We start from the raw sequence: 26227 nt of genomic DNA, 5'->3' as shown, positions 1-26227 counted from the left end.
AACTGAGTCGGAGTTTAACTCCCAATTCTTATGTGAACCTTAAGATGAACCAGATTGGCCCATACCAGAGCATGCAAACTTACACCCTTCTTATTTTAGTTCATTGATCTTTTTATACAAAAACCGGCGCTCGGGTTCCTGTCCGGTTAATTCCAGTGCCTTGGCATAGGCAGCGGTAGCGGCGTCAAGTTCCCCCAATTGGGCGAGCAAATCGGCGCGTGCGGCATGGAGCAGGTAGTAATCGGTGAGCTGTTGGCGTGCGAGCAAGTCGTCGAGCAGGCTTAAGCCTGCGGCTGGGCCATCGCGCAGGGCAATGGCGACGGCGCGGTTGAGTTCGACAATAGGGGAGGGGTTGCGGTAGAGGAGTAGATCGTAAAAACCGACAATTTCCTGCCAGTCGGTTTGTGCAAAACTGGGTGCTTCAGCGTGCAGTGCGGCTATGGCGGCTTGCAGACAGTAAATATCGGCACTGCCGCTGCTTAATGCGCGTTGGATTAATGCCGAGCCTTCCGCGATTTGGTCGCGATCCCACAACGTTCTGTCCTGGTCTTCCAGCCGGATCAAATCCCCGTTGCCATCAATGCGTGCACTGCGGCGCGAATCCTGGAGCAGCATTAATGCGAGCAGGCCAAGCACTTCCGGGTCGGGCAATAACGTGGCGAGCAGGCGCCCGAGGCGGATCGCCTCCTGCGCTAATTCCTGGCGAATTAATTCTGTGCCCGATGACGCTGAATAACCTTCGTTAAATACCAGATAAATCACATGCAGCACTGCATCCAACCGCTCGGGCAATTCGCTGCGCGCGGGAATTTCGTAGGGGATTTTGGCATCGCGGATTTTATTTTTTGCGCGCACTATGCGCTGCGCCAGTGTGCTGGGCGAGGTTAAAAACGCGCGCGCTATGGCCTCGGTCGTCAGGCCGCAAATTTCGCGCAAGGTAAGTGCAAGCTGCGCTTCGGGGGCGAGGCTCGGGTGGCAGCAGGTGAAGATAAGGCGCAATTGGTCATCTTCGATCTGCTCGTCAGACCATTCATGCTCTTCGCTCAACGTTTCTTCCAATTCTTCGGCAACATCGTCGAGCGAGGTATTAAAACGCGCGCGCCGGCGGATATGGTCAATCGCTTTGAAGCGACCGGTGGATACCAACCATGCGCGCGGATTCAGCGGCACTCCATCAACCGGCCACTGTTGTAGTGCAGCGGCAAAGGCGTCCTGCAGGGCCTCTTCGGCGAGATCAAAATCTTTCAGCAGGCGGATCAAGGTCGCGAGCACTCGGCGCGATTCGCTGCGATAAAGTCCATTGATTAAAGCTTCGATACTGGCGGGCATAAAATAGTGTTATTGGAAGAATGTAAGTGACTCAAGAGTAGCGATTAAACAAGTCGTTGTTAAGCCTTAATATGTAATGATTTGCTGGAGGTTGGAATAGATGTGAATTGCTTCGTGGTGGTTTATCGGGGAGGATTCAATAATTTCCAGTCCTTAACTTGTGGATGAAAAAAACCACACTCTTCGTATGCACGCTGGATAATTTTTTTCTTTTCCAGTTCTTCAATGCCACGCTCCAATGCATCAAAAATTGCTTTTCCTTTGGGATGAATTTTACTTACTGGCCAGTGGCGGCTGCCAGGTAGTGCAATTTTAATTCCGGGAATAGGTACCAGCTCCAAACCATCTACCATTACTTTCATATCAGGATTTATCTGAAAGGGAGCAAGTGTTACGTCTGCACGATTTGCTACCACCATACGCACAATTTGTACCCAGTAAGTGGAGAAGTGAATTTTTCGAATGCCTAATTCGGTTAATGTTTTTACATCGGCATTCCAGTGGTTATTAGAGGCCGCGCTCAGGTGGCTAACTTTATCGAGTGTGTTTGCTTGCAATGCGCGTTGGTTATCGGCACGCGTATATAGACCGGCAATAAAATCTCCTTCTTTCACTATTGCTTTGGTTTTAAATAAATGCGATGCGTAAGGTTTTATATCTTCGCGCCACTTAAGTGCACCGGATAAAGCTATATCTCCATCAGCTACTAATTTTAAAATACGTAAATAACTATTTTCTGGACGCAGTGTGATTTTTTCTTTAAATCCACCCAAGGCCAGCGCCTGCTGCAACAATATGATTTCAATTACATCGCGCCGTGCACCGGGTCCGCCATAGTAATTAATCTGCAATGGATCACGCTCGCCAACAAACAATTGGTAATCCGCAATAATGTCTTCATCAACCGCTGCCACAATGGCCTGCTCGGCAATACTGCTGTGCGGCATCACTGCAATGAGCATCACTATTGCCACTGATAGCCAAGGGTGGTGAGTCAAAATGGAGCTGGGCAGTTGTTTCAATGTGTGTTCCCATTTAGTGATGTACAAAACAAGTGGCATACAAAAGTGGCGCATAAAAGACGATAAAACCAAATATTAAATACAGTTTTTCTATTAGTGCTGGATGCTATAAAAATCTTAAGCTCGATAAACGAATGTCCTACAAAATTATGCGGTGCATCATAGCTTACCGCCCATCGGTACGCATCTGCGAGCGATAGCCGGTAAAACTTGTTTTGCATCAACAAAAGTTCCATGATTCTGGCGTAGCCTAACAATTGATCTTCCTGCTTTATTTTCCATCACCACAATTGAGGTGACATTTATGCGCAAAAATATCTTATTGATCCAGGGGCATCCCGATGTACAGGAGCATCACCTCTGTAACGAGCTAGAGCGGTCTTACGCGCGCGGTGCGACTGATGCTGGCCATGAAATTCGTCACATCAATGTCGCCGCAATCGATTTTCCCTTATTGCGCAGCCAGCAAGAATGGGAGCATGGGCTACTCCCTGCCAATCTAAAACCAGCGCAAGATGATATTCACTGGGCTGAGCATATAGTGTTTTTTTTTCCGCTCTGGCTCGGTGATATGCCCGCAGTACTCAAAGGCTTTTTAGAGCAAGTCGCCCGCCCCGATTTTGCATTCACATCCGACGGCAAAAATCCGTTCGCGCAAAAAGACCTAATCGGCCGCTCGGCCCGTGTAGTGGTCACCATGGGGATGCCGGCGTTGGTGTACCGCTGGTATTTTCGCGCACACAGTTTGAAATCATTGGAACGCAATATTTTAGGTTTTGTCGGTATAGCGCCAATCAATGAAACATTGATTGGCAATGTCGGCAACATGGATGAAAAAACTGCGCAGAAATGGTTTACGAAGATGCAAAAGTTGGGGGCTGGTGGGGAGTGATTATTAAACAGGGGGGGGCTCATTCTCGTTCCCAAGCTCCGCTTGGGAATGCATAGGTAATTAATATTTACTAGGCATAAATTTCAAGATTCGTTCCTTCCACCGCGCACACCACCTTAATCGATTCCCGCGTGGCCATCGCACGTAAATACTTGCCTAAATTTGGAAAAGATAGGGGCGGTCGTTTAAGCCCGCTGCCCCAATGCAACAACATAAACAATACAAAGTCGCACGCACTGATGTTATCGCCCAATAAAAATTCCTTGCCTTCCAGCTCTTGATCAATCAACACGAGCATTTGCGTTACACGATTTTCCTGCGCCTGTTTTATTTCCGCATGACCCGAAGTCTCAGTAGTATGTTTTTGTGGGTAAAAATACACCATCAATTCGGGTTGCAATGACGCATTCAAATAAAATAACCATTGATAAAACCTTGCTCGCGCGATGGTTCCAGTTTCAGGTATCAGGTGTTTTCCAGGATGTTGTTCGCACAAAAATAAACAGATGGCTGCACTTTCATAAATAGCCTGATTGTCAAATGCTAGAGTGGGAATCCTGCCAGTGGGATTAAGCTTTAAATACTCAGGATTTTTCTGCGCTTCAGTTTTCCGATCTACAAGAATCAGCTCATAGTTCAACTGCATTTCTGCCAACAGCATATGCGGTGCCCAGCTGGCGTTGCGGGGGTAGTAGAATAGTTTGTACATACTGTTAATACCTATTTTCCATTTTTTCTTATCGACAGAGTAAGGATCAAGAGAGACATCAAACTGAAATGCCCCCATATTCTCTCAACTGCAACAACCTTGGAGTCTGCATAGACGAATAAAAGAAAAGCGCTAATTAGCAACCCGATTAGAATAAATTTAATTAGAAAATTAAAAATTGGTGTAGAAGAATTTTTTTTAGACATTCGTATCCCCCTCTGCATTAGCAGAAGAATGGTTACGATGCCTTCTAAATGACGTGGAATAGGAGGGGATCGTGATGGTAACTTTTAGGGTGCCGTCAAAGCCGTTCTCAGAACGTGGTTGAAATATAATCTAATAATTAAAAGTCAGCAACTGTTAATTAGGGCGAGCTCGATCAGCTCGCCTAAAGCACACAATATGGTTATCGCGGTTTTCCCCGCACCAACAACTGCTGCAACGCTATAAAACAAAACAGCAGCAAGCCAATCACAATCTTTGTCCACCAGCTGCTTAGCGTTCCATCAAATGAAATGTAGGTTTGCACTACACCCATAATCAGCACACCTATGAGGGTGCCGAACATATAGCCGTAACCGCCGGTTAATAAGGTGCCACCGATAACCACTGCGGCAATTGCATCAAGCTCTACGCCGACAGCGGCGAGTGAGTAGCCGGAGAATGTGTAGAAGGAGTAGACGATGCCTGCCAGCGTGGCGAGGAAGGCACTGATGGCGTAAATGCGGATGGTGGTTTGTGCGAGTGGGATGCCCATTAATGCGGCAGAATTTGCATCGCCACCTATGGCGTAAACACGGCCGCCGAAGCGGGTGTAGTGGGCGATGATAATTGCGGCGAATAACACCAATAAACAAATGATCGTTGATGTTCCGATCCATGCATCGCCGGGCAACATAAAACCAAACTCAGCGACTTGATTATAAAATTCGTGTTCGATTGGAATGGATTCTTCGCTGATCACGCTCGCCAATCCGCGCGCAAAAAACATTCCTGCAAGCGTCACAATAAACGGCTGCATTTTGTAGTAATGAATAATTGCGCCCATGATTGCACCAAATGCAGTGCCGCCAATTAATACCACGGGAAATACCACCAGTGGATGCCATTGGTATTTACTAATTAATACACTGCACACTACGCCGGTTAAGGCGATGACTGCGCCGACCGATAAATCGATACCACCTGAGAGAATCACAAAGGTCATGCCGACAGCGGCAATAATTAAAAATGCGTTGTCGCTGAGTAAATTAAAAAATACGCGCGAACTGCCAAAACCATCAAATTGGATTGCACCTACACCAAACAATACAAAAAACAGTGCGCAGGTGACGGCGAGCGGAATAAATTTGGGATTTAGTTTAAGCACGGTTGCTCTCCTTCTTCTTTGCCCAGAAGTTCAACTGGCTCAGCTGCTGTTGGAAACGCGGTGATTGCATTAACAGCACGATAATAATAGCGCTGGCTTTAATCAGCAGATTAAATTTCGGTGGAATGCCGCTGAGGATAATAGTGACGGTCAGTGTCTGGATAATCAGCGCACCAATTACCGCGAGAAAAATAGAAAAGCGTCCGCCCATTAGCGATGCACCACCAATAACCACGGCGAGAATGGCATCCAGTTCTAACCACAAACCGGCGTTGTTAGCATCGGAACCTTTGATGTCGGCCGCTGCAATCATACCGGCCAGTGCAGCGCAAAGCCCTGCTACACAATACACGCTCATCTTAATAGCTTTGGCATTCAAGCCCATGTAATGGCTTGCCGATGGATTTGCGCCCACCGCTTCAATATACAAACCCAATGCAGTTCTGCGCGTTAATAATTGCACAATAATAAATGTGATAATCACCAGCACGACAGGGAAGGGCAGCCCAAGAAAATCGCCGGTACCTAAAAAAGCAAATCCGGCGTGATCAAAGGTGACTATCTGACCTTCATTCATTAATTGCGCAATACCGCGCCCGGCCACCATTAAAATTAAGGTGGCAACAATCGGTTGGATGCTCATATAGCCCACGAGAAAACCGTTGATGATTCCAGCAATTAATCCTGCTACCAAACCGGCGCCGATAATTATCGCAAGGTTATCGACACCTCTGGTGATGTAATAAGCGCTGGCTGCTCCAGCGATTGCCATAATCGAACCCACGGATAAATCAACACCGCCAGTCGCGATAACCAAAGCCATGCCGATAGCGAGCAATGCAACGGGCGCGGCGCGATTGAGTACATCAATCAGGCTGCCGTAAAAGCGGCCATCTTTAAATTCAATTTGGAAAAACTCCGGTGAAATAATGGCGTTGATAATTAACAGCACCAGTAAACCGGCGCAGGGCCACAAATAGCGGCGCAGGTTTTGGTTTTTGGTTAGGTTCATAATGTTCTCTTCGTTTCTATGGATACTCGCGTTCGCGAGTATGACGAAAAATATATACTTTTCAGCGTTTATCTAGCTTGCCGCAATCGCCTGCATAATCCGCTGCGGATTAATGTCACTGCCTTCCAGCTCAGCGACTTTATGGCGATCGCGCAGCACAATCACTTTGCTACTGAATGCGACCAATTCTTCCAACTCCGATGATGCAACCACCAAGGCCAAACCCTGGTCGCAAAGTTTGCGGATCAAACGGATGATTTCGGCGTGGGCGCCAATATCGATACCGCGTGTAGGTTCATCGAGGATTAATAGCGAAGGGTTAGCGGCGAGCCAGCGAGCGAGAATTACTTTTTGTTGATTACCACCACTTAACTGCTCAATTGGTTTTTCAATATCCGATGTGGCGATACTTAATTCTTTAACGTATTGGTTGGCGATTTCTTCCTGCTCTTTGCGCGAAATAAATTTCCACCAACCTTGTTTGATCTGGCGGGCGAGTATCATATTTTCACGGATAGAAAGTTGGCCGAGGATCCCATCGTGTTTGCGGTCTTCCGGGCAGAGGCCCATGCCTGCATCTATTGCATCGCGTGGCGAAGAAAAGTTTACGGCTTTGCCATTAAACGTCACTGTGCCGGTGTGTTTTTTATCGACACCAAAAATCAAGCGGCATAATTCAGTGCGACCTGAGCCGAGCAAACCGGCGAGGCCTACAACTTCACCTTTGCAGACTTGCAAATCGACCGGCGACAGTGTGGCGTTGCGGCCAAGGCCTTGCAGTGTCAATAACGCCTCGTTGCAGTTTTCATTGGTATGTACTTTGTGCTCGCCCAACTCGGCGAGTTCTTTACCGAGCATATGGCCGATCAATTCTGTGCGCGATAGATTCGCTGCAACAAATTCGCCTACCAGTTCTGCGCTGCGCAAAATGGTAATACGATCGCATACGGCATACACCTGATCGAGAAAATGGGTTACAAATACGATGCCGATACCGCGTGCTTTTAAATCGCGCATGATACGGAATAGCGATTGCACTTCATCTGCATCGAGGCTCGCGGTGGGCTCATCGAGGATCAATACTTTCGCCGATATATCCACACCGCGTGCAATCGCAATTAATTGCTGTACCGCGATAGAGTAGTGCGAGAGCGGCAGGGTTACATCGATATCCAAATCGTAACCTTTTAGCAATTGCGCTGCGTCTTGATTGACTTTTTTCCAGTTGATTAAACCGAAACGGCGCGGTTCACGGCCAAGATAAATATTTTGCGCAACGGTAAGGTTGGGCAACAAATTCACTTCCTGATACACAGTGCTAATGCCGAGGTCTTGTGCATCGCCAGTGCTGTTGGGGAATATGGGATTGCCTTCCAATAAAATATCGCCGCCGTCGCGCTGGTAAACACCGGTCATCACTTTGATGAGTGTTGACTTGCCAGCGCCATTTTCACCGAGCAGCGCGTGAATTTCTCCCGCGCGCAAGCTGAAGTCCACACCTTTCAATGCATGGACGCTGGGAAATATTTTATGAATTCCCTTGAGTTGTAAAACCGGAGTCGTATTCATTTTTAAATCGCTTTGTTTTTTTAGGAATCAGCACATTCTCTCGGGATGCTAGCGAATAGGGTTGGGCGACCGTGCACAGCATGGATGCTGTGCACGAGCCTACATGGACGTATTCACGGCGTGTCGCACAATCCTATTCGCTAGTGTCCTTGCACCAGAAATTATTTAGCTCCGCGCTTCACCAATTCGGCGGCAGCATTTTCAGCGGTATACACAGCACCACCCATACGAATCCATTTTTCAAAATCTTTTTTACCTGCACGGAATTCATTGATTACATCAAATGCAGGGCCACCGAGGTGCGGGCTCAACTCCACCGACACATTAATCTCGCCCGCTACAATCGACTTCAACGCATCGTCTACTGCATCTACCGACACAATCAGAATATCTTTACCCGGTTGTAAACCCGCTTCGCGTACAGCCTGGATTGCGCCCAGTGCCATCTCATCGTTATGCGCCCAAATTGCACAAATACCTTTGCCGCCGCCTTCTGCTTTGAGCATGGTCTCCATTACCTCTTTACCTTTTGCACGGGTAAATTCGGCAGTTTGGCTGCGCACAATTTTGGTTTCCGGAAATTTAGCGATGGTATCGTTAAAACCCTTCATGCGCCCAATCGCCGCGCTTGAACCTACAGTGCCTTGCAGTTCTAAAATATTGCACTTGCCCTGGGTTTTTTCAGTGAGCCAGCTGGCGGCGCGTTGGCCTTCCACTTCAAAGTCTGGCGCGATACGTGTGAGATAAAGTGATTGGTCGGTAACTGATACATTGCGATCCAGAATAACCACCGGGATGCGCGCGCGCTTGGCTTCCATCAACACCGGTTGCCAACCGGTTTCTACCACTGGCGCAATTAAAATGGCATCCACACGTTGCGCAATAAAACTGCGTACGGCTTTAATCTGGTTTTCCTGCTTTTGTTGTGCATCGGAAAACTTCAATGTGATGCCGCGTTTTTCTGCTTCGGCTTTTACCGATTCTGAAAAACTGGTGCGCCAACCGGATTCGGAACCCACTTGCGCGAATCCAACGGTCAATGCATTTGCGGTAGCGCTGATGCCAATGGCAGCGGCAAGTGTCAGGGTTTTAAAAATCGTTTTCATAGTAAGTTCTCGTATCGTTAAATTATTGTTAGGTTAAATCCACCCACCATCGACAATAAAATGCTGGGCGGTGCATAAACGGCTATCATCCGATGCCAGAAATAACGCCATAGCGCTAATGTCTTCCGGCATCACCGATTTTTTTAAACATTGGTTATCTAAAATATTTTTGGCAGATTTATCTTTAGTGAGCATCGCCATCTGGCGGTCGGTCATCACCCAGCCGGGCACCAGCGTATTTACGCGAATATTATTGCCGCCCATATCACGTGCGAGCCCGCGTGTTAAACCTTCTATCGCCGCTTTGGAGCTGGTGTAACCAGGCATGCCGCCCTGGGTTGCGTACCAGCTCATTGAGCCCAAATTAATAATCGAGCCACTGCCGAGTTCAAGCATATGTTCATACACCGCCTGCGCTGCAAAAAAATGGTGGCGCAAATTCACCGCCAAACGCTCGTTCCAGTAATCGATGGTAACTTCGCGGAAATCATGGCGCGTATCATTGGCGGCATTGTTGATTAATATGTTGATGGGGCCAACATCGTTGTAGATTTGTTTGATCGTCGCCTGCAGTTTGGGAATATTTAACAGATTGCAACGATAGTAGCGCGGTGGTGTGTTATCGGGGCGATGACTAAGTTGCTCGACAAGTTTGCGCGCGTCATCATCGAGAATATCGATAAAACACACCTGCGCACCTTGATGGCAAAATGCTTCAACCAGATTGGCACCAATACCGGAAGCGCCGCCGGTGATTAACACCACTTTATATTTCAGGCTCGGATATTGGTTGGTGAGTGTCATAGCCGCATCACCTTAATGGGAGTGGCCGGGCACATCGGCGCCACGGCAACCCACGAGAAAATCAAAATCGCAGCCTTCGTCGGCTTGCATCACGTGTTCGATATAAAGCTGTAAATAACCACCGGTTTTTTTGTGGGTTTTTTGTTGGCGCAAGGTATCCAGCCGCGCGCTAATTTCAGCTGCGCTCACTTCCAATTCGAGTGAACCGGCATCGGTATCCAATGCGATCCAATCGCCATCTTCTACTGCAGCAAGCGGGCCAAACTCTTGTGCTTCAGGCGCAACATGCAATACCACTGTGCCAAAGGCGGTGCCGCTCATGCGTGCATCGGAAATGCGCACCATATCGGTAATACCTGCGCGCAATAATTTGGGCGGCAGCCCCATATTGCCCACTTCCGGCATGCCGGGATACCCCTTGGGGCCGCAATTTTTTAATACCATTACGCTGTTTGCATCAACATCGAGTGCATCATCCATAATGCGCTCTTTGTAGTGATCAAAACTGTCAAACACGATTGCGCGACCGCGATGTTTCATTAGGTGTGGAGATGCTGCGCTCGGTTTTAATACCGCGCCGCGCGGTGCAAGGTTGCCGCGCAAAATGCAAATGCCGCCGTTGCTGCACAGCGGATTATCAATCGTACGGATTACATCATCGTTATAGCAGGGCGCTTGCTGGTTATTTTCCCAAAGTGTTTTTCCGTTTGCGGTGAGACAGTCTTTGTAGAGTAAACCTGCATCGCCCAGACGTTTTAATACCGCGGGCAAACCGCCGGCGTAATAAAAATCTTCCATTAAAAATTGGCCGGAGGGCTGCAAATTTACCAGCGTGGGAATTTGCTGGCCGTAGGTTTGCCAATCTTCCAGCGTGAGCGGCAACTCCATGCGCGCGGCTATGGCCTTTAAATGGATGACAGCATTAGTCGAGCCACCAATCGCCGCATTAGTGCGAATCGCGTTGATTAAACTTTCGCGCGTGAGCAATTGTGAGATGCGTAAATCTTGCTGCACCATTTCCACAATGCGCATACCGGATATATAGGCGAGGGTTTTGCGGCGCGCATCGACTGCGGGAATGGCGGCATTTTGCGGCAGCGATAAACCGAGCGATTCAACCATGCAGGCCATAGTCGATGCCGTGCCCATGGTGTTGCAGGTGCCGGTGGAACGGGACATATCCGCTTCGGCATCCATAAATTCCTGCAGGGAAATTTTTCCCGCTTTGTAATCTTCGCTCATGCGCCACACGAGAGTGCCTGAGCCGACATCTTTACCTTTGTGTTTACCGTTGAGCATGGGGCCGCCGGTCACAACGATAGTGGGCAGGTCGCAACTGGCGGCGCCCATGACTAATGCGGGAGTGGTTTTATCGCATCCGACCAATAACACCACACCGTCGATAGGATTGCCGCGAATTGATTCTTCAACGTCCATCGCCGCCAAATTGCGTGTGAGCATGGCACTGGGACGCAGGTTAGATTCGCCATTGGAAAATACCGGGAATTCCACCGGCACGCCGCCCGCTTCCAGAATACCGCGCCTGACGCTTTCGGCGAGTTCGCGGAAGTGGCTGTTGCAGGGGGTGAGTTCTGACCAGGTATTGCAGATGCCGATAATCGGCTTGCCTTGGAAGTGATGTTCAGGGATGCCCTGGTTCTTCATCCAACTGCGGTACATAAAGCCATTTTTGTCCTGAGTGCCGAACCATTGGGCACTTCGCAGCGGTTTTTGCGCTGAAGTGGGGGCTTTTTTTGTCTTATTATCTTGGTTCATACAAGGCTGCTACATCTTATGGAGCCACAGCTATGGCAGGATCAGCCCTAACCTTGTCCCAGTCAGGGCATCAATTATTATTAAAGTCAGACAATATAAGAGCTGGGCTAAGCTGCCGCAATCCTAATTACGCAGGTTTACCGTTTAAATACAGGCGCTGCTTCGGATTTGGACAAAACTTTTCACTGCCAATACTTGATTTAATTGTATTATAATATCAATATAAATCAACCCCTTCAAAAAACGGGTATCACCAACAATAAGAGTGAGAGTGAATAATGCGCACCCTGATTAAACCGATGTTTTTAGCCTTGTCCGTGCTTGCTGGCGCCGCGCAGGCCGCCAACCCGATTTTTACCGATGTCTTCACTGCCGACCCGGCGGCCATGGTGCATAACGGCAAGGTGTACCTCTATGCGGGGCACGACGAGGCGAAAGACAACACCAAGTTTTTTGAGATGCACGATTGGCTGGTTTACTCCTCGGATGACATGGTCAATTGGGAATCCCATGGCCCGCGCCTGCATATAAAAGATTTCAAATGGGCTAAAGGTGATGCCTGGGCGAGCCAGATTATTGAAAAGAATGGCAAGTTTTACTGGTATATCACCGCGCGCCACAACGACACCAAGCCGGGTTTTGCCATAGGCGTGGCGGTGGGAGATAGCCCGCTCGGACCATTTAAAGATGCGCTGGGTAAGGCATTGATAACCAACGATATGACCACTGATACCCCCAACGACTGGGATGATATCGACCCGTCAGTGTTTATCGATAATAACGGCCAAGCCTATCTGTTCTGGGGCAACAGCAAGCCGCGTTACGCCAAGCTCAAGCCCAATATGATCGAGCTGGATGGACCGATTGTGGATATCAAAGGCCTGCCGGAATTCACCGAGGCAATCTGGGTGCACAAATACGGCGACAACTATTATCTCTCCTATGCCATGGGCTTCCCCGAGAAGCTGGGTTATGCGATGAGCAAGAGCATCACCGGCCCTTGGGAATACAAGGGGATTCTCAATGAAGTCGCGGGCAATACGCCGACTAACCACCAGGCGATTATTGAATTTAACGGCAAGCACTACTTCATTTATCACACCGGCGCAGGGCGTCCGGATGGTGGCCAATATCGCCGCTCGGTGGCTATCGATGAGCTGTTCTATAACCCGGATGGCACTATCAAGCGTATTGTCATGACCAGCGAAGGCGTAACGGCAAATAAAGCCGTCAAGCCGCTGCAGAAATAAGCGTTTAAGCGCTCCGCCTCCCCATGAAACCAATTGACATGGGGAGATCTAATCTGAATAATATTGTCATACAATATTAATATCCTCTGGTGAGGCAACAGTATAAAAATGGGTGATGTTATGACCTCTTATGCCTTGGGGCTGGATTACGGCACTGACTCCGTCAGAGCCCTGTTAGTAGATGCCCTGACCGGTGAAGAAGTAACCAGCAATGTGGTCTATTACCCGCGCTGGAAAAAAGGCTTGTACTGCGTACCGGCGAAAGACCAATTCCGCCAGCATCCGCTCGACTATCTGGAAAGCCTTGAACAAGTTGTTCAGGGTTTGTGGAACAAGGCACCAGCAGGTGCGGCGCAGCAGGTTGTTGGCGTCAGTTTTGATACCACCGGCTCAACTCCCGTTGCGGTTGATAGTGAAGGTGTTGCGCTCGCGCTCAAACCGGAATTTGCCGAAAACCCCAACGCCATGTTTGTGCTGTGGAAAGACCACACCGCGATTAAAGAAGCGCAAGAAATTACGGCGGCTGCAAATAAATCATCCGAGAACTATTTAAAGTACGAAGGCGGAATTTATTCCTCTGAATGGTTCTGGGCAAAAACCCTGCACGTATTGCGTGAAGACTCTTCAGTCGCCAAAGCCGCTTACCTGTGGGTGGAGCATTGTGATTGGATGTCAGCAGTGCTGACTGATACTACGCACCCAAGCAAATTGCGCATGGGCCGCTGCGCCACTGGTCACAAATTAATGTGGCATGAAAGTTGGGGCGGTTATCCACCGAATGATTTCTTTGTGGGCATTGATCCTCTATTAAATGGTTTGCGTGACCGTTTGCCAGCCGAGACATTTACCTCTGACCAAGTTTGCGGTGGACTCTCTGCAAAATGGGCGGACAAACTTGGTTTGCCAATCAATACGCCCGTTGGTTTTAGCGCATTCGATTGCCATATGGGTGCCGTTGCTGCAAAAGTAAAACCGGGTGTGCTCACCAAAATTATGGGCACATCGACTTGCGATATTACCGTCGCAACCTACGACGATATTGGTGATAAATGTATCGCCGGTATCTGCGGCCAGGTTGATGGTTCGGTAACACCAGGATTTGTTGGCCTGGAAGCAGGGCAGTCAGCATTTGGCGATTTGTATGCCTGGTTCCGCAATCTGGTGAACTGGCCGGTTGCTAACATCTTGCAAAATTCTTCATTGCTTGATGAAGACACCAAACAAAAACTCGCACAAGAAATTGAAGATCAAACGCTGGTTGCATTGAGTAACGCGGCGAGCAAATTAGCTATCGGTGAAGCGGGTATTACCGCACTGGATTGGGTGAATGGTCGCCGCACGCCGGACGCCGACCAATCTGTAGCTATGGCCATCGCCGGTTTGAAAATGGGCAGCAGTGCACCGCATATTTTCCGCGCGCTGGTTGAAGCAACGGCTTATGGTGCGCGTGCGATTATCGAGCGCTTTAAACAAGAAGGCGTGGCGATCAATTCTGTTGTGGCGATTGGCGGCATCTCGAAAAAATCGGATTTTGTAATGCAAACCTGCGCCGATGTATGGAACTGCCCCATCGAAGTATTGGAGAGCGAGCAAAGCTGTGCACTGGGCGCGGCGATTTTTGCTGCGGTTGCCGGTGGAGTTTATCCCGATGTTGCAAGCGCACAAAAAGTGATGGCATCCAGTGTGTGCAAAACCTACACGCCCAATGCCAATGCTGCCGCTATCTATGAAGGCTTGTATCAAAAATATCTCAAGCTCGGCACTTTTGTCTCTGCTGGTGGTGTTGGAGGTAACGCTTAATGAGTTACACCGAATTAAAGCGCGAAGTCTACGAAGCCAATATGGAATTACAGCGCCGCAATCTGGTGGTGTATACCTGGGGTAATGTATCGCAAATTGATCGTAGCAAAGGTGTGATTGCTATCAAGCCAAGCGGCGTGGCCTACGAAAAATTGTCGCCTGATGATATTGTGATTGTCGATTTGGAAAACAATATCGTAGAAGGAGCGATGCGTCCTTCTTCCGATACCAAAACCCACACGCATTTGTATCGCCACTTTGAATCGATTGGCGGAGTGACGCACACTCATTCAACTTACGCCACTGCCTGGGCGCAAACGCAACAGGCTATTCCTTGCTACGGCACTACCCATGCTGATTACGCCTACGGCGAAATTCCCTGCACCGCGGTAATGACTGATGAACAAATCGAGCGCGATTACGAAGAAGAAACCGGCGTGCAAATTACCGATTGCTTTAAAACGCGCAGCCCGAAAGAAGTTCCTATGGTGATCGTGGCCGGTCACGCGCCATTTACCTGGGGCAAGAGCGGTGCCGATGCGGTTTACCACGCGGTAATCCTCGAAGAAATTGCGCGCATGGCCTATTTAACCAAAACCTTACAGCAAAACACTCCGCCGTTAAAACAAGGCATTGTGGACAAACATTATTTACGCAAACACGGGAAAAATGCCTATTACGGGCAGAAGTAATAAACCCACATTTTTATTTAAACGAATACAAAATATTTTTTGAGGAAAACAAAATGAAAATCTACGGCGATAAAGAAGTCTGGTTGGTCACCGGCTCACAAGATTTGTATGGTCCAGGCGTATTAAAACAAGTCGCCGAGAACAGTCAAAAAATTGCGGCGGGTTTGACTGAATCCAACAATATTTCAATCAAAATTGTTGCACAGGATACGGTTAAATCTCCCAAAGAAATTCTTGCTGTATGCCAAGCGGCGAATAGTAATCCCAACTGTGTTGGTTTGATTCTGTGGATGCACACTTTCTCTCCGGCAAAAATGTGGATCGCCGGTTTGAGTGCATTGAGCAAGCCCTACATGCATTTGCACACCCAGTTCAATGCTGAGCTGCCGTTTGCTGAAATCAATATGCACTTTATGAACCTCAACCAGTCTGCACATGGCGACCGCGAATTTGGTCATGTGAGCACACGTTTGCGCCAGGAGCGCAAAGTGGTTGTAGGCCATTGGGCAACTGAATCCGTGCAAAAGCAAATCGACAGTTGGTGCCGCGTTGCTATGGGTTGGTACGCTAGCCAGAATTTAAAAGTGGCGCGCTTTGGCGACAACATGCGTCAAGTAGCGGTAACCGATGGCGATAAAGTTGCTGCGCAAATTAAATTTGGTTACGAAGTTCACGCTTATGGTTTGGGCGATCTGCAAAAAGTAGTTGATGCAGTCACCGATGAGCAAGTTGCTGCACAAATTGAAATCTACAAAAAAGAATACGATGTAAACCCTGCGATTTTTGATGATGCGCATCAATACCAAATGCTGAAAAACGAAGCGCGTTTGGAGCTGGGTATGTTGAAGTTTTTAACCGACGGCGACTTCGGAGCGTTCACTAACTGCTTTGAGAACCTGACCGGCTTGACCAATCTTCCTGGTCTTGCAACACAACGCCTGATGGCAGCTGGTTTTGGTTACGGCGGTGAAGGCGATTGGAAAACCGCTGCAATGGTGCACATCTGCAAAGTGATGTCTAAAGGCCGTGTGGGTGGTTCATCCTTTATGGAAGATTACACTTATCACTTCGGTGCTGTGGATCAAGTACTGGGCGCGCATATGTTGGAAGTTTGTCCATCGATCGCTGCAGCAAAACCAAAACTGGAAGTGCATTTGCACACAATCGGTTGCCGCAATGATATCGCCCGCTTGATTTTCACCGGCAAAGCAGGTCCAGCACTGTGCATTTCCTTGATTGATATCGGCACCCGTTTCCGCGTGATCATCAATGAAGTGGACACCGTAAACCCACCACAAGAGTTACCAAAATTGCCGGTAGCAAAAGCCCTGTGGGAGCCGCGCCCCAATCTGGAGATTTCTGCAGCAGCCTGGATTCAAGCCGGTGGCGCGCACCACAGCGCCTACACCCAAGGTGTAACAGCTGACGAAATCGTGGACTACGCGGAAATGGCAGGAATTGAAGCGCTGGTAATTGGTGCGGATACTACTGTGCGCAACTTCAAAACTGAATTGCGCCACAATGCGGCTTACTTTCATTTGAAAGATGGTGTTTAAGCGCTTTTGCTTTTAACGAGCTTGAAAAGAACTGATATGTGAGGGATTAGGTAGAGGCATGTGAGACCGTTTGGCGACATGGATGTCGACAACGAGCCTACATGGATGTATTCACGGCGTGTCGCACATGCCTCTACCTAACCCGGAAACCACTACCGGCTCGCATACGCAGTCAAGATCAGAAAGTTGTAAAGTCAGGTCTTTTCCTTTCGAACTTAACGCTGGTTTGTGCTCTAATTTCTACCTTACCCGGCAACAATGAAATGAGAGCAAAAGATGTACGACCATTACGAAGCATTGATTTTTGATATGGACGGTACGCTAGTCGATAGCGGCCAATTACATGAATTTGCATGGTCAACCATGCTGAACAAATACGGTATCCCCATTGACCGCTCGTTTATGCGTTCATTGGCGGGCGTTCCCACTAAAGGAACGATTGAAATTCTGCTCGAAAAATTCAATCTCAAGGTCGATGCCAGCCTTGATGAAATGAATGATTTTAAAGAGCAGGTCGTGCACGAGAATATGCACAAATATGTAAAACCAACTGCACTGCTTGAAGTTGCTCAGAAATACCACGGCGTGAAACCCATGGCGATTGGTACTGGGGCTTATACCCAGGAAGCCGAAACCATTTTGAAGATTTGTGGTTTGGAAAAATACCTCAGTGCTGTAGTCGGTGCTGACCAGGTAAAAAATCCAAAACCCGCACCGGATACCTTTTTACGCTGTGCAGAATTATTGGGCGTTGATCCCAAACAGTGTGTGGTATTTGAAGATTCAAAACTCGGGTTGCAAGCAGCAGCGAGTGCAGGCATGGCAGGAATCGATGTGTTATTAGTCCATGCGGTAGAGAACGATTACTTTTTGTAAAAACTAGAGCGAGCCGGATTATTCGGACACTATAAACCGTACAAAACGGTGAGAGATAAAGGAAGCGGCAATACGGCAGAATTCTGTTTGGTATTGCCGTTTTTTTTTAATAACAACACGAGGTCACTATAATAAATGCAAGCTTCCAATGTGCACGCAACCGATAAATTATCGGTTACCGAGAAAGTAGGGTTTGGCGCTGGCGACATGGCGTTGAACGTAGTGATCTCGTCGATGATGTTAATCATCACTTTTTATTACACTGATATTTTTGGTCTAACCCCGATGGATATGGGGATTTTATTTTTCACTGTAAAAATCGTCGGTGCCATTTCCGATTTAGTAATGGGGCAAATCACTGATCGGTTTACTTTCCTGCAAGGCCGCTACCGCCCTTGGTTATTGTGGTTGGCAATTCCCTACGCTGTGAGCGTGTTTTTTGTATTCACCACGCCTAATTGGGAATACGACGCAAAATTAATTTGGGCGTATTCCACCTACATCATGATGACTTTAATTACGTCGGGTGTAGGCATTCCCTATATTTCCTTGCCCAGCGCACTCACCAGTGACCCTAAAGAAAAATTATCGGCCAATGGATATCGTTTATTTCTTGCCAAAATCGGCGCATTTATGGTGGCTGCAGTTGTGCCTGTTGTATCAGGTATGTGGGAAGACAAAGCCTTGGGCTATCAAATCGCGATGGCAATTATGTCGTTCATTGGCGCTGCAATGTTTTTATTTTGCTATTTCAATACCTCAGAGCGTGTTGTGCATGTCGTCGAGCCGCAACCGCTGCTCAGCCAGTTTTTGCAACTATTAAAAAACGACCAATGGTTAATCCTGGTGGCAGTGTGTATTACCGGCACCATTGGTTATGTAATCCGCGGCTCAGTTGCAATTTATTACGCGAAATATTACTTGGGCGGAGATGACACGCTTGTATCAGCGTTTATATCCACCGGCGTTGTGGCGGCGATTCTGGCGATGATTGCATCCACCTGGATCACCAAGTTTTATTGCAAGATTAATTTATTCCGCTACACCCAGTTGATAGTGGCTGGCTTGAGTGTGGCGATCTATGTCTTTGTTGATCCGCAAGATGTATTGCTGGCTTTTATTTTGTATTTCCTGTTGTCCTTTGTTGTCGATCTGCATGCGCCAGTATTCTGGTCAATTATTTCTGAAACGATTGACTATGGCCAGGTTAAAAATGGCAAGCGTGTATCCGGTTTTGCCTATGGTGGTATTTCGGTAGGACAAAAAGCGGGCATGGGGATTGCGGGTTTGATGGTGGGTTGGTTGCTGACCTATTTTCAATATGTGCCCAACCAGGAGCAATCAGAAACGTCAATGATGGGTATTGCACTTATGTTGTCCGTCATACCCGGATTCTTTCATGCTTTGATGGGGCTGCTGATGTTTATGTACCGCATTAATGACCGCTATTACGCCGAGCTGAAAGGTACCATGATACTTAAAGGTTATATTGCGCGGAATTAAATACGAAATTAAAAGAGTTTGGAGAATGTTGTGAGCGAATTATTAAAACCCCTGATCCCCCAGCGCGCCGATCCGTTTATTTATAAACACACCGACGGCTATTATTATTTCACTGCATCAGTGCCTCAATACGACCGCATTGAATTGCGCCGCGCAAAAACAATTGCTGAATTGGCAACTGCTAAGACGGTTGATGCATGGCACAAACCCGAAGCCGGTCCTTACAGCGAATTATTATGGGCACCGGAACTTCATTTCAACAAAGATCCTGAATCCGGTGAATCTGCTTGGTATGTTTACTTCGCCGCAGCGCCCAGCCGTGAAATAAAATTCGATTTGTTCCAACACCGTATGTACTGCGTGCGCAACAAAAATGCGAATCCGCTGGAAGGTGAGTGGGAATTTATGGGGCAGATCGATAGCGGTATAGATACCTTTTGCCTGGATGCCACCACCTTTACCCACGATGGCGTGCTCTATTATTTGTGGGCGCAAAAAGATGTAAATATTCGCGGCAATTCCAATTTGTATATCGCGCCGATGAAAACACCCTGGCAATTGGCTGGTGAACCCGTGCTGCTCACCAAACCGGAGTTCGAATGGGAGATTCGCGGTTTCTGGGTTAATGAAGGGCCATCGATATTAAAGCGTAATGGAAAAATATTTATCAGTTATTCTGCGAGTGCGACTGATGAAAATTATGCGATGGGTTTATTGTGGGCAGATGAAAACTCCGATTTACTGAATCCTGCATCATGGACCAAATCCAAAGAACCAGTACTTTGTTCGGATATCCCCAACAAAATTTTCGGCCCTGGCCATAACAGTTTTACTTATGGTGAAGATGGCGACACGGTGATGTTGGTTTATCACGCACGTACTTATACTGAAATAATTGGCGATCCTTTATGGAATCCTGATCGCCATACTTTTGTAAAACCCTTGCGCTGGAATGACAAAGGCATGCCGGTATTTGGCAAGCCTTCTATGGCGGATTAAAACCAGTCGCACCATATTTTCATTAGTGCTTGCAAACAAAAAATCCACTCATTGTTTTTCGGTGAGTGGATTTTTTGTTTGTGGGTTGCGCTCACTTATTGGGGTGTCGAAAAGCTGTCTATTCTTCACTTGTATCTTGGGTTAGTTAACGGTTCGCCAGTTTATTGACTGTAGTGGATCTGCTTATTTCGGATCTGCTCTGCAATTGCACAATTATTATTTTTTATTCAAAAAATGGAATAAAAAAAGATGCATTAAAAAAATTGTCTGCTAGTCTTACGCGCAAATTGTGACCAGCATCACAATGGCTTTTTCTTAGTTTATTCATGTGCTAACCGAGGTGTAAGTGAACAATCTATCACTTAAATGGAAGATTCTGCTCAGCGTGACCTTGACCTGTATCGCCGCTGTTATTGCAACAACTTTGGTAACTGTGCGCACCGGTATTGCCACAACAGAATCCGCCATTATTGAAGATACACGCACGCTTGCGCAGGTGTTAGGAGAGGCAAGTGTTGGGGCAATGACTTTTGACGATAGCGCAACCGTTAACGCATCACTGGGTGCTTTGCGTGTAAGCCCACGCGTGTTGAGCGCGGTTGTATATAGCGCCCAAAAACCTTTTGCCTGGTATGAAAAAAATACCGACTCCAAAATAGTGCCGCGTGAATTATCAGGCACTCCGCGCGCGACTGGCATTGAAGTTGAAGGCGAGCTTTTGTTGATTACTGAAACGATTAAATCTGACGGCGCCACTATAGGTGCCATCAGTTTGCGTGTGGATATGAGCGAGGTAGATGTGATAGTGACTGATGCAATTTACTCCGCATTGGGCTTGGTTTTTATTATCAGCCTGATAGCGGCATCGCTCGCCTATGCGGTGCAATTGAGTATTGTGCGCCCGGTAAATAATGTGGTGACTGCGTTGCGCGATATTGCTGAAGGCGAGGGCGATTTAACCCGTCGCTTACCGGTAACCGGTAATGACGAAGTATCAGAACTGGCGCGTTGTTTTAATCAGTTTGTAGAGCGTCTGCAATCGATTATCGCCAGCGTGGCACATACCGCGCGCGATGTGAGTGATAGTGCAGTGAGCCTCTCGCAATTATCACGTGAAAATGAACGCGAAATTCGCACCCAGCAAACTGAGATCCAACACATTGTTGGTGCAGTGAAAGAGATGGCGGGTGTGGTGCAAGATGTGACTGTGAGTGTGACGGAAACCGCTGATAAGTCCTTACAAGCTGACGATGCAGCAGAAGAAGGTAAAACCCTAGTGGTCAATACTATGGGGCAAATTACCAACCTGTCGGGTGATATTAAAACGGCAGCCGATGTAATTGACCGTCTGCGTCAAGAAACAGTGAGTATCGGCTCGGTGCTGGATGTGATTCGCGGTATTGCCGAGCAAACTAATTTGCTCGCATTGAACGCGGCGATTGAAGCGGCGCGTGCCGGTGAACAAGGGCGCGGCTTTGCGGTAGTTGCCGATGAAGTGCGCACGCTTGCATCTAAAACGCAAAGCTCCACCACTGAAATTCGCGAAATGATTGAGCGCTTGCAATCAGGCTCACAAAAAGCAGTAGAAATGATGGCGGCAGGTACTAACCAGGCGGGCAATGCGGTAGTGCAAGCCAGCGATGCAAGTCACGCCCTGGAAAATATTACCGAAATTGTAAGTGTGATTCGCGATAGGACCAATCAGATTGCGGCTGCATCGGAACAACAGAGCGCAGCTACACGCCAAATTGAAAACAATATTGATCGTATTTCTTCAGTTGCTACTCATACGGCAGAAAGCTCCAGTCGCATTACTACCAATACAGGCAACCTGGCTGAAATGGCGGCGCGTATGGCGGAGTTGGTTGGGCGTTTCCGGGTTTAATTTTGTTGTGAATGTTTGTTTTGTTAATTATGTAATCTTGTTCTTTTGTTGAGAGGAAAATTCATGAGATCGTTTGTTATCGCTGCTACTTTTTTTGCATCATGCGTTGTAACTTCAATGGCTGCTGCAGCTTGCGAAAAGCCCGCCGCTAAACCAGAAATTCCTGATGCAGCTACTGTGGTTACTGCACAAATGGTAAAAGCGAACAATGATATGAAGGCCTATGTAAAAGACATGGAGGCCTACCTGGGGTGTGCTGGTCTGGGGCGCTCGGATGAGAAAAAAGAGCTGGATGATTTGAAAAAATTTGCTGACGATTTCAACCAGGTTGTACGTGCTTTTAAAGCGAGATCGGCGGGCTAATATATTCGCTGACCAAAGATATTGTGAAGAACCCGCTTTGTGCGGGTTTTTTTATTGCCCTTCGTTCGAGCACCATTTATAGACATAAAAAGCACTGACTGCAGCTTTACTTCTGTTTAATTGTATGACAATAATATTTGATAGTAATATTGTATGACATATAGTTCATGCGACTACTAGACCCGACGTGGCGTTTCATCCTAAGTCTTAAAAGTGGCTGCGCCGGGAATTATAAATAAGCAATAACTACACGAGAGAAGGTCAAACACATGAAGCTAACAAGCCTTACGCTTGTCATTGGCAGTCTGCTGTTATTGGGCGGCTGCGGTGGCGGTAGCGACAACAACGCCTCAACCAAGCCAGTTCCTGCATCCCCTGAACCTGTTTATTCCAAGCCGACGCTGGCAAGCGGAATCCCGCTGGCGCAAGACGGCTCGGTCAATTGGTTGGATATAGGTGTACACGACCCATCCATCGTCAAAGCCGGTAGCGATTACTACATTTTCGGCTCACACCTGGCAGCGGCCAAATCGGCTGATTTGATTAACTGGGAATATATTTCGGTGCTGTCAGCCAATGATAAGGTTGATGAGAGCCCGCTGTTTAATACCTATTCCAGCGAAATCTCTGAAGGCATCGCCTGGAGTGATGGCTTTAAAGGCAACTGGGCAGCCAATGTAATCAAGGCGCCCAATGGCAAATATTGGTTCTACTACAACCACTGCGCCCAAGTAGAAGCGGACAATGGCGGCTGCTGGAACCGCTCCTACTTAGGTCTGGCAGAGGCTGACTCTGTTGCAGGTCCTTATGTGGATAAAGGCGTATTCCTGCGCAGTGGTTACCGCAATGCCGGTGAATTCACTAGCTTCCCGCTCGACAACGGCCAAACCAGTTGGAATGGTGCGGTTGACCCCAATGTGATTGACCCCACCGCGTTTTACGATAAAGACAACAAATTGTGGATGGTCTACGGCTCCTATTCTGGCGGTATCTTTATTCTGGAAATGGACGGCGCCACGGGTAAACCCAAAGCGGGTCAAGGTTATGGCAAGCATTTGGTCGGGGGCGATTTCCGCGCGATTGAAGGCGCCTATGTGATCTACAGCCCGGTCGCAGATTACTATTACTTGTTCTACTCAGTAGCCGGCTTTGATGCAAATGGCGGCTATTCCATCCGCATTGCCCGCTCCAAAACGCCCAAAGGCCCTTACCTTGATCCTGCTGGCGTCGACATCGCCACTATGGGCACCGGTTTGGAGATTGGCGGCAAGTTACTGGGCGGATTTGAATTTACCCAGGCATTAGGTGAGCCTGGTGCTTCATGGGGCTATCAATCACCCGGTCACAACTCGGCCTATTACGATGAAGCAACAAAGCGTCATCTGCTGGTAACCCACACTCGCTTTCCAGCGTCATCTACTGCATATCCCGGCAACATCGAAGCCCATGCCGTACGCACGCATGAAATGTTTGTGAGCAAAGACGGTTGGTTGGTGGTATCGCCCCAGCGCTATGTTCCGCTTAATGGCAATAACCTGGTCGATATCGCGCAAGTGCCCGGTCACTATAAGTTTGTGAATCAAGGTAAATCCGTTAATAAAACCGCGATTAAATCCGGCTATATCACCTTGCGTGAAGACCGTACCGTCATCGGTAGTGAAAAAGGCACCTGGATGTCGCAGGGCGATGATTCCATCAAACTGGTATTGGATTCCGGCACCTACTTTGGTGTTATCAAGTGGCAGTGGGATAACGGCAGCAAAGAATTGGTTCCCGTGTTTTCTGCAATGGCAAAAGATGGCGCCTCGGTATTTGGCACCCGCACGGATTCCATCGCGGGCACAACTGCAGCTTTGAATAGTGTAAAAGATGCACTGAATATCAAAACCGAATTGACTATTGCCGATGAAGGTTATTCGCTGCCGACCATTGGCAAAAGCGGCACTGCGATTAATTGGGTGAGCAGCAATGAATACTTTATCGACTCCATGGGTAATGTATTTATTCCAACGCCAGACCTCGGCGATAAAACCGTTACGCTCACTGCCAATCTTTCATTAAATGGCCAGACCACTACAAAAACGTTTTCAGTGCATTTAACCGCACGCCCGCCGTTTAAAAATGCAGTAGCGCATTATGGATTTGAAAATACCTTAACCGATTCAGTGGGCTATTTTGCTGCTGCGAAAACTACTGACAACAACCTGTTTAATGTCGATGCAACGGCACCCACTTTTGCTGCCGGTTACAGTGGGCAGGCTTACGATTTTAATGGTGCCAACGGCGTGCGTTTGCCAGACAACATTATTCACTCCAATGCCTACACTGTGTCCTTTTGGATGAAACCGGAATCGCTCACCACCCATACGCCCGCCTTTTTTGCCGCGAGTGATTTTGATCACTGGATCAGTTTTATTCCGGGCAATGCCTGGTTTACCTCGACCTCATTGATCTGGAGTAATTTCCTCGGCAACTGGAATCAGGTTGTACACACTGCAACAGCGCCGGTAAATCAATGGCAACATGTGGCGATCACCTATGCTGACACCACAATGAAGTTATATATCGATGGCAACCTGGTCGGCTCTATGCCACGCGATGATATTTTCAGCGCGAGTGGCGGACAGTTTGCACTGGGTGTTAACTTCGGATGGGATCTGCCGTTCGTTGGTCAAATCGATGAATTTATTGTGTACGACTACGCCTTGAGCAGTTTGGATATCAACGGTGCAGCGATTAATAATTTAACCAATCCCGCACAATTTGCCGGCTTTGTAAAAGAGGCGTTGGAGCTGGGCGATATGTCCGCCGTGCGCGAAAATTTTGAATTGATTCGCGTAGGGCCATTTGTTTCTGGCATTAGTTGGACATCCAGCAACGAAAATTATTTGAAACCCACCAACGGTATTGCGGTCGTTAAACAGCCGACGGCCGATGAAGGCGACAAAACTGTCACCTTGACTGCACACATCAATTATCAGGGGGTCACTGACACTAAAGAATTTACCGTCACCGTTAAATCTCTGGCGCCAGCGGAATACAGTTTTGATGGTGATTTAACCGCGAAAAATGCAGTTGCAGCGGCAGGTACAGTTACCGGCAACTTTATGCATAACACTGGCGGTGCGGTGAGCTACGTGCAAGGTGTTAAAGGTTCAGCGGTCAATCTGGATGGCACATCCGGTGTGCGTTTGCCCGACAATTTAATTACCACCGCTAGCTACAGTATTTCGCTCTGGTTAAAACCCACTGCGTTTACCAATTACACCACCGCATTTTTTGGTGGCGCTAATGCCAACTATTGGTTGAGTTTGGTTCCCTCCATGAACGGCACGGAAAAAACCCGCGTATGGGCGAACGGCCCGGCGTTCTACGACAACGCGGAATTAAGCAATCGTATTCCCGTCGGTCAATGGACGCACCTGGTGATCATGGTCGATGGCGAAAACAACAATACCATCAAAATTTTTGTGAATGGTGTGCAGCAGCTTGAATCTACTGGCTTCCCACGGGTGATGACAGTGGCGGGTGATACCAATGAATTTGCACTGGGTGTGAATTATTGGGATACACCCTTCAACGGCGCTATCGATGAACTCAAAGTGTTCACCGGCACCATCAGTAACGAACGCATTAACTCACTGTATCAAGAAGGTTCCGCTGCCCAGTAATCGCAGTAGCGAGGGAGAAAATTCTTCTCCCTCGGCTTGAATTC

At 48.0% G+C, this 26227-nt stretch carries 20 protein-coding genes; 11 read left to right on the top strand and 9 right to left on the bottom strand.

Annotation, left to right across the window (positions count from 1 at the left end):
- Nucleotides 1-90: 90 nt before the first annotated feature.
- Entirely contained in the window at nucleotides 91-1329 is a 1239-nt protein-coding gene (locus tag J2X05_RS11720; protein WP_310072643.1) for an RNA polymerase sigma factor, read from the bottom strand.
- A gap of 122 nt (nucleotides 1330-1451) precedes the next feature.
- A complete protein-coding gene (locus tag J2X05_RS11715; protein WP_310072641.1) occupies nucleotides 1452-2390 on the bottom strand; it encodes a hypothetical protein in 939 nt (312 codons plus the stop codon).
- Nucleotides 2391-2655: 265 nt separating this feature from the next.
- On the opposite strand from J2X05_RS11715, the gene J2X05_RS11710 reads away from it, so the two are divergent.
- Nucleotides 2656-3243: an NAD(P)H-dependent oxidoreductase gene (locus J2X05_RS11710; protein WP_310072640.1), complete on the top strand. Its 588-nt coding sequence runs from the start codon at nucleotides 2656-2658 to the stop codon at nucleotides 3241-3243.
- A gap of 70 nt (nucleotides 3244-3313) precedes the next feature.
- Here the strand turns inward: J2X05_RS11710 and J2X05_RS11705 are convergent, their stop codons facing one another.
- From J2X05_RS11705 to J2X05_RS11675, 7 genes are all read right to left on the bottom strand, one after another.
- Nucleotides 3314-4030 carry a glutathione S-transferase family protein gene (locus tag J2X05_RS11705; RefSeq protein WP_310072638.1) on the bottom strand — a complete coding sequence of 239 codons (717 nt, stop codon included), beginning with the start codon at nucleotides 4028-4030 and terminating at the stop codon, nucleotides 3314-3316.
- A gap of 328 nt (nucleotides 4031-4358) precedes the next feature.
- Nucleotides 4359-5321: a galactofuranose ABC transporter, permease protein YjfF gene (gene yjfF, locus J2X05_RS11700; RefSeq protein ID WP_310072636.1), complete on the bottom strand. Its 963-nt coding sequence runs from the start codon at nucleotides 5319-5321 to the stop codon at nucleotides 4359-4361.
- The gene (locus J2X05_RS11695) at nucleotides 5314-6333 is read right to left on the bottom strand and encodes an ABC transporter permease (protein ID WP_310072634.1); all 1020 of its coding nucleotides are present in this window, start codon (nucleotides 6331-6333) and stop codon (nucleotides 5314-5316) included. Before J2X05_RS11695 ends, yjfF begins: the two co-directional genes overlap by 8 nt.
- Nucleotides 6334-6405: 72 nt before the next feature.
- A complete protein-coding gene (locus J2X05_RS11690; protein WP_310072632.1) occupies nucleotides 6406-7902 on the bottom strand; it encodes a sugar ABC transporter ATP-binding protein in 1497 nt (498 codons plus the stop codon).
- 161 nt (nucleotides 7903-8063) lie between these two features.
- On the bottom strand, nucleotides 8064-9008 hold the full coding sequence (locus J2X05_RS11685; protein ID WP_310072631.1) for an ABC transporter substrate-binding protein: 945 nt from the start codon (nucleotides 9006-9008) through the stop codon (nucleotides 8064-8066).
- A 33-nt stretch (nucleotides 9009-9041) separates the two neighbouring features.
- Nucleotides 9042-9812: an SDR family NAD(P)-dependent oxidoreductase gene (locus J2X05_RS11680; protein ID WP_310072630.1), complete on the bottom strand. Its 771-nt coding sequence runs from the start codon at nucleotides 9810-9812 to the stop codon at nucleotides 9042-9044.
- Nucleotides 9813-9824: 12 nt separating this feature from the next.
- Nucleotides 9825-11588: an IlvD/Edd family dehydratase gene (locus J2X05_RS11675; RefSeq protein ID WP_310072629.1), complete on the bottom strand. Its 1764-nt coding sequence runs from the start codon at nucleotides 11586-11588 to the stop codon at nucleotides 9825-9827.
- A 278-nt stretch (nucleotides 11589-11866) separates the two neighbouring features.
- Here J2X05_RS11675 and J2X05_RS11670 point away from each other — a divergent pair, with 278 nt between their 5' ends.
- The 10 genes from J2X05_RS11670 to J2X05_RS11625 all read left to right on the top strand — a co-directional run bounded on the left by J2X05_RS11670 (nucleotide 11867) and on the right by J2X05_RS11625 (nucleotide 26183).
- Complete coding sequence (locus J2X05_RS11670; RefSeq protein WP_310072628.1) at nucleotides 11867-12838, top strand: glycoside hydrolase family 43 protein; 972 nt, start codon at nucleotides 11867-11869, stop codon at nucleotides 12836-12838.
- 120 nt (nucleotides 12839-12958) lie between these two features.
- Nucleotides 12959-14638 (top strand): ribulokinase, encoded by a 1680-nt coding sequence (locus J2X05_RS11665; protein WP_310072627.1) that lies wholly within the window; start codon nucleotides 12959-12961, stop codon nucleotides 14636-14638.
- Nucleotides 14638-15330 carry an L-ribulose-5-phosphate 4-epimerase gene (locus J2X05_RS11660; protein WP_310072626.1) on the top strand — a complete coding sequence of 231 codons (693 nt, stop codon included), beginning with the start codon at nucleotides 14638-14640 and terminating at the stop codon, nucleotides 15328-15330. Before J2X05_RS11665 ends, J2X05_RS11660 begins: the two co-directional genes overlap by 1 nt.
- Nucleotides 15331-15383: 53 nt before the next feature.
- Nucleotides 15384-16886 (top strand): L-arabinose isomerase, encoded by a 1503-nt coding sequence (gene araA / locus J2X05_RS11655; RefSeq protein ID WP_310072625.1) that lies wholly within the window; start codon nucleotides 15384-15386, stop codon nucleotides 16884-16886.
- A 276-nt stretch (nucleotides 16887-17162) separates the two neighbouring features.
- Nucleotides 17163-17762, top strand: coding sequence for a beta-phosphoglucomutase family hydrolase (locus tag J2X05_RS11650; protein ID WP_310072624.1), 600 nt, complete (start codon nucleotides 17163-17165; stop codon nucleotides 17760-17762).
- Between the two features lie 135 nt (nucleotides 17763-17897).
- The gene (locus tag J2X05_RS11645; RefSeq protein ID WP_310072623.1) at nucleotides 17898-19265 is read left to right on the top strand and encodes an MFS transporter; all 1368 of its coding nucleotides are present in this window, start codon (nucleotides 17898-17900) and stop codon (nucleotides 19263-19265) included.
- A 30-nt stretch (nucleotides 19266-19295) separates the two neighbouring features.
- Nucleotides 19296-20264 carry a glycoside hydrolase family 43 protein gene (locus tag J2X05_RS11640; protein ID WP_310072622.1) on the top strand — a complete coding sequence of 323 codons (969 nt, stop codon included), beginning with the start codon at nucleotides 19296-19298 and terminating at the stop codon, nucleotides 20262-20264.
- Between the two features lie 346 nt (nucleotides 20265-20610).
- Nucleotides 20611-22149, top strand: coding sequence for a methyl-accepting chemotaxis protein (locus J2X05_RS11635; RefSeq protein ID WP_310072621.1), 1539 nt, complete (start codon nucleotides 20611-20613; stop codon nucleotides 22147-22149).
- 63 nt (nucleotides 22150-22212) lie between these two features.
- Nucleotides 22213-22512 (top strand): hypothetical protein, encoded by a 300-nt coding sequence (locus J2X05_RS11630; RefSeq protein WP_310072619.1) that lies wholly within the window; start codon nucleotides 22213-22215, stop codon nucleotides 22510-22512.
- A gap of 269 nt (nucleotides 22513-22781) precedes the next feature.
- A complete protein-coding gene (locus tag J2X05_RS11625; protein ID WP_310072618.1) occupies nucleotides 22782-26183 on the top strand; it encodes a LamG-like jellyroll fold domain-containing protein in 3402 nt (1133 codons plus the stop codon).
- Nucleotides 26184-26227 lie beyond the last annotated feature (44 nt).

Source organism: Cellvibrio fibrivorans, from assembly GCF_031457055.1.
GTDB classification, from domain to species: Bacteria; Pseudomonadota; Gammaproteobacteria; order Pseudomonadales; family Cellvibrionaceae; genus Cellvibrio; species Cellvibrio fibrivorans.
This window is presented reverse-complemented; position numbering and strand designations above follow the sequence as displayed.

Bases quoted from the DNA above. Each gene is read 5' to 3' on its own strand.
- J2X05_RS11695 (WP_310072634.1), bottom strand. From the start codon at position 6,333: ATGAACCTAACCAAAAACCAAAACCTGCGCCGCTATTTGTGGCCCTGC.
- J2X05_RS11690 (WP_310072632.1), bottom strand. From the start codon at position 7,902: ATGAATACGACTCCGGTTTTACAACTCAAGGGAATTCATAAAATATTT.
- J2X05_RS11650 (WP_310072624.1), top strand. From the start codon at position 17,163: ATGTACGACCATTACGAAGCATTGATTTTTGATATGGACGGTACGCTA.
- J2X05_RS11645 (WP_310072623.1), top strand. From the start codon at position 17,898: ATGCAAGCTTCCAATGTGCACGCAACCGATAAATTATCGGTTACCGAG.
- J2X05_RS11680 (WP_310072630.1), bottom strand. From the start codon at position 9,812: ATGACACTCACCAACCAATATCCGAGCCTGAAATATAAAGTGGTGTTA.
- J2X05_RS11715 (WP_310072641.1), bottom strand. From the start codon at position 2,390: ATGCCACTTGTTTTGTACATCACTAAATGGGAACACACATTGAAACAA.
- J2X05_RS11675 (WP_310072629.1), bottom strand. From the start codon at position 11,588: ATGAACCAAGATAATAAGACAAAAAAAGCCCCCACTTCAGCGCAAAAA.
- J2X05_RS11670 (WP_310072628.1), top strand. From the start codon at position 11,867: ATGCGCACCCTGATTAAACCGATGTTTTTAGCCTTGTCCGTGCTTGCT.
- J2X05_RS11625 (WP_310072618.1), top strand. From the start codon at position 22,782: ATGAAGCTAACAAGCCTTACGCTTGTCATTGGCAGTCTGCTGTTATTG.
- J2X05_RS11665 (WP_310072627.1), top strand. From the start codon at position 12,959: ATGACCTCTTATGCCTTGGGGCTGGATTACGGCACTGACTCCGTCAGA.
- J2X05_RS11685 (WP_310072631.1), bottom strand. From the start codon at position 9,008: ATGAAAACGATTTTTAAAACCCTGACACTTGCCGCTGCCATTGGCATC.
- J2X05_RS11710 (WP_310072640.1), top strand. From the start codon at position 2,656: ATGCGCAAAAATATCTTATTGATCCAGGGGCATCCCGATGTACAGGAG.
- J2X05_RS11720 (WP_310072643.1), bottom strand. From the start codon at position 1,329: ATGCCCGCCAGTATCGAAGCTTTAATCAATGGACTTTATCGCAGCGAA.
- J2X05_RS11660 (WP_310072626.1), top strand. From the start codon at position 14,638: ATGAGTTACACCGAATTAAAGCGCGAAGTCTACGAAGCCAATATGGAA.
- araA (WP_310072625.1), top strand. From the start codon at position 15,384: ATGAAAATCTACGGCGATAAAGAAGTCTGGTTGGTCACCGGCTCACAA.
- J2X05_RS11705 (WP_310072638.1), bottom strand. From the start codon at position 4,030: ATGGGGGCATTTCAGTTTGATGTCTCTCTTGATCCTTACTCTGTCGAT.
- J2X05_RS11630 (WP_310072619.1), top strand. From the start codon at position 22,213: ATGAGATCGTTTGTTATCGCTGCTACTTTTTTTGCATCATGCGTTGTA.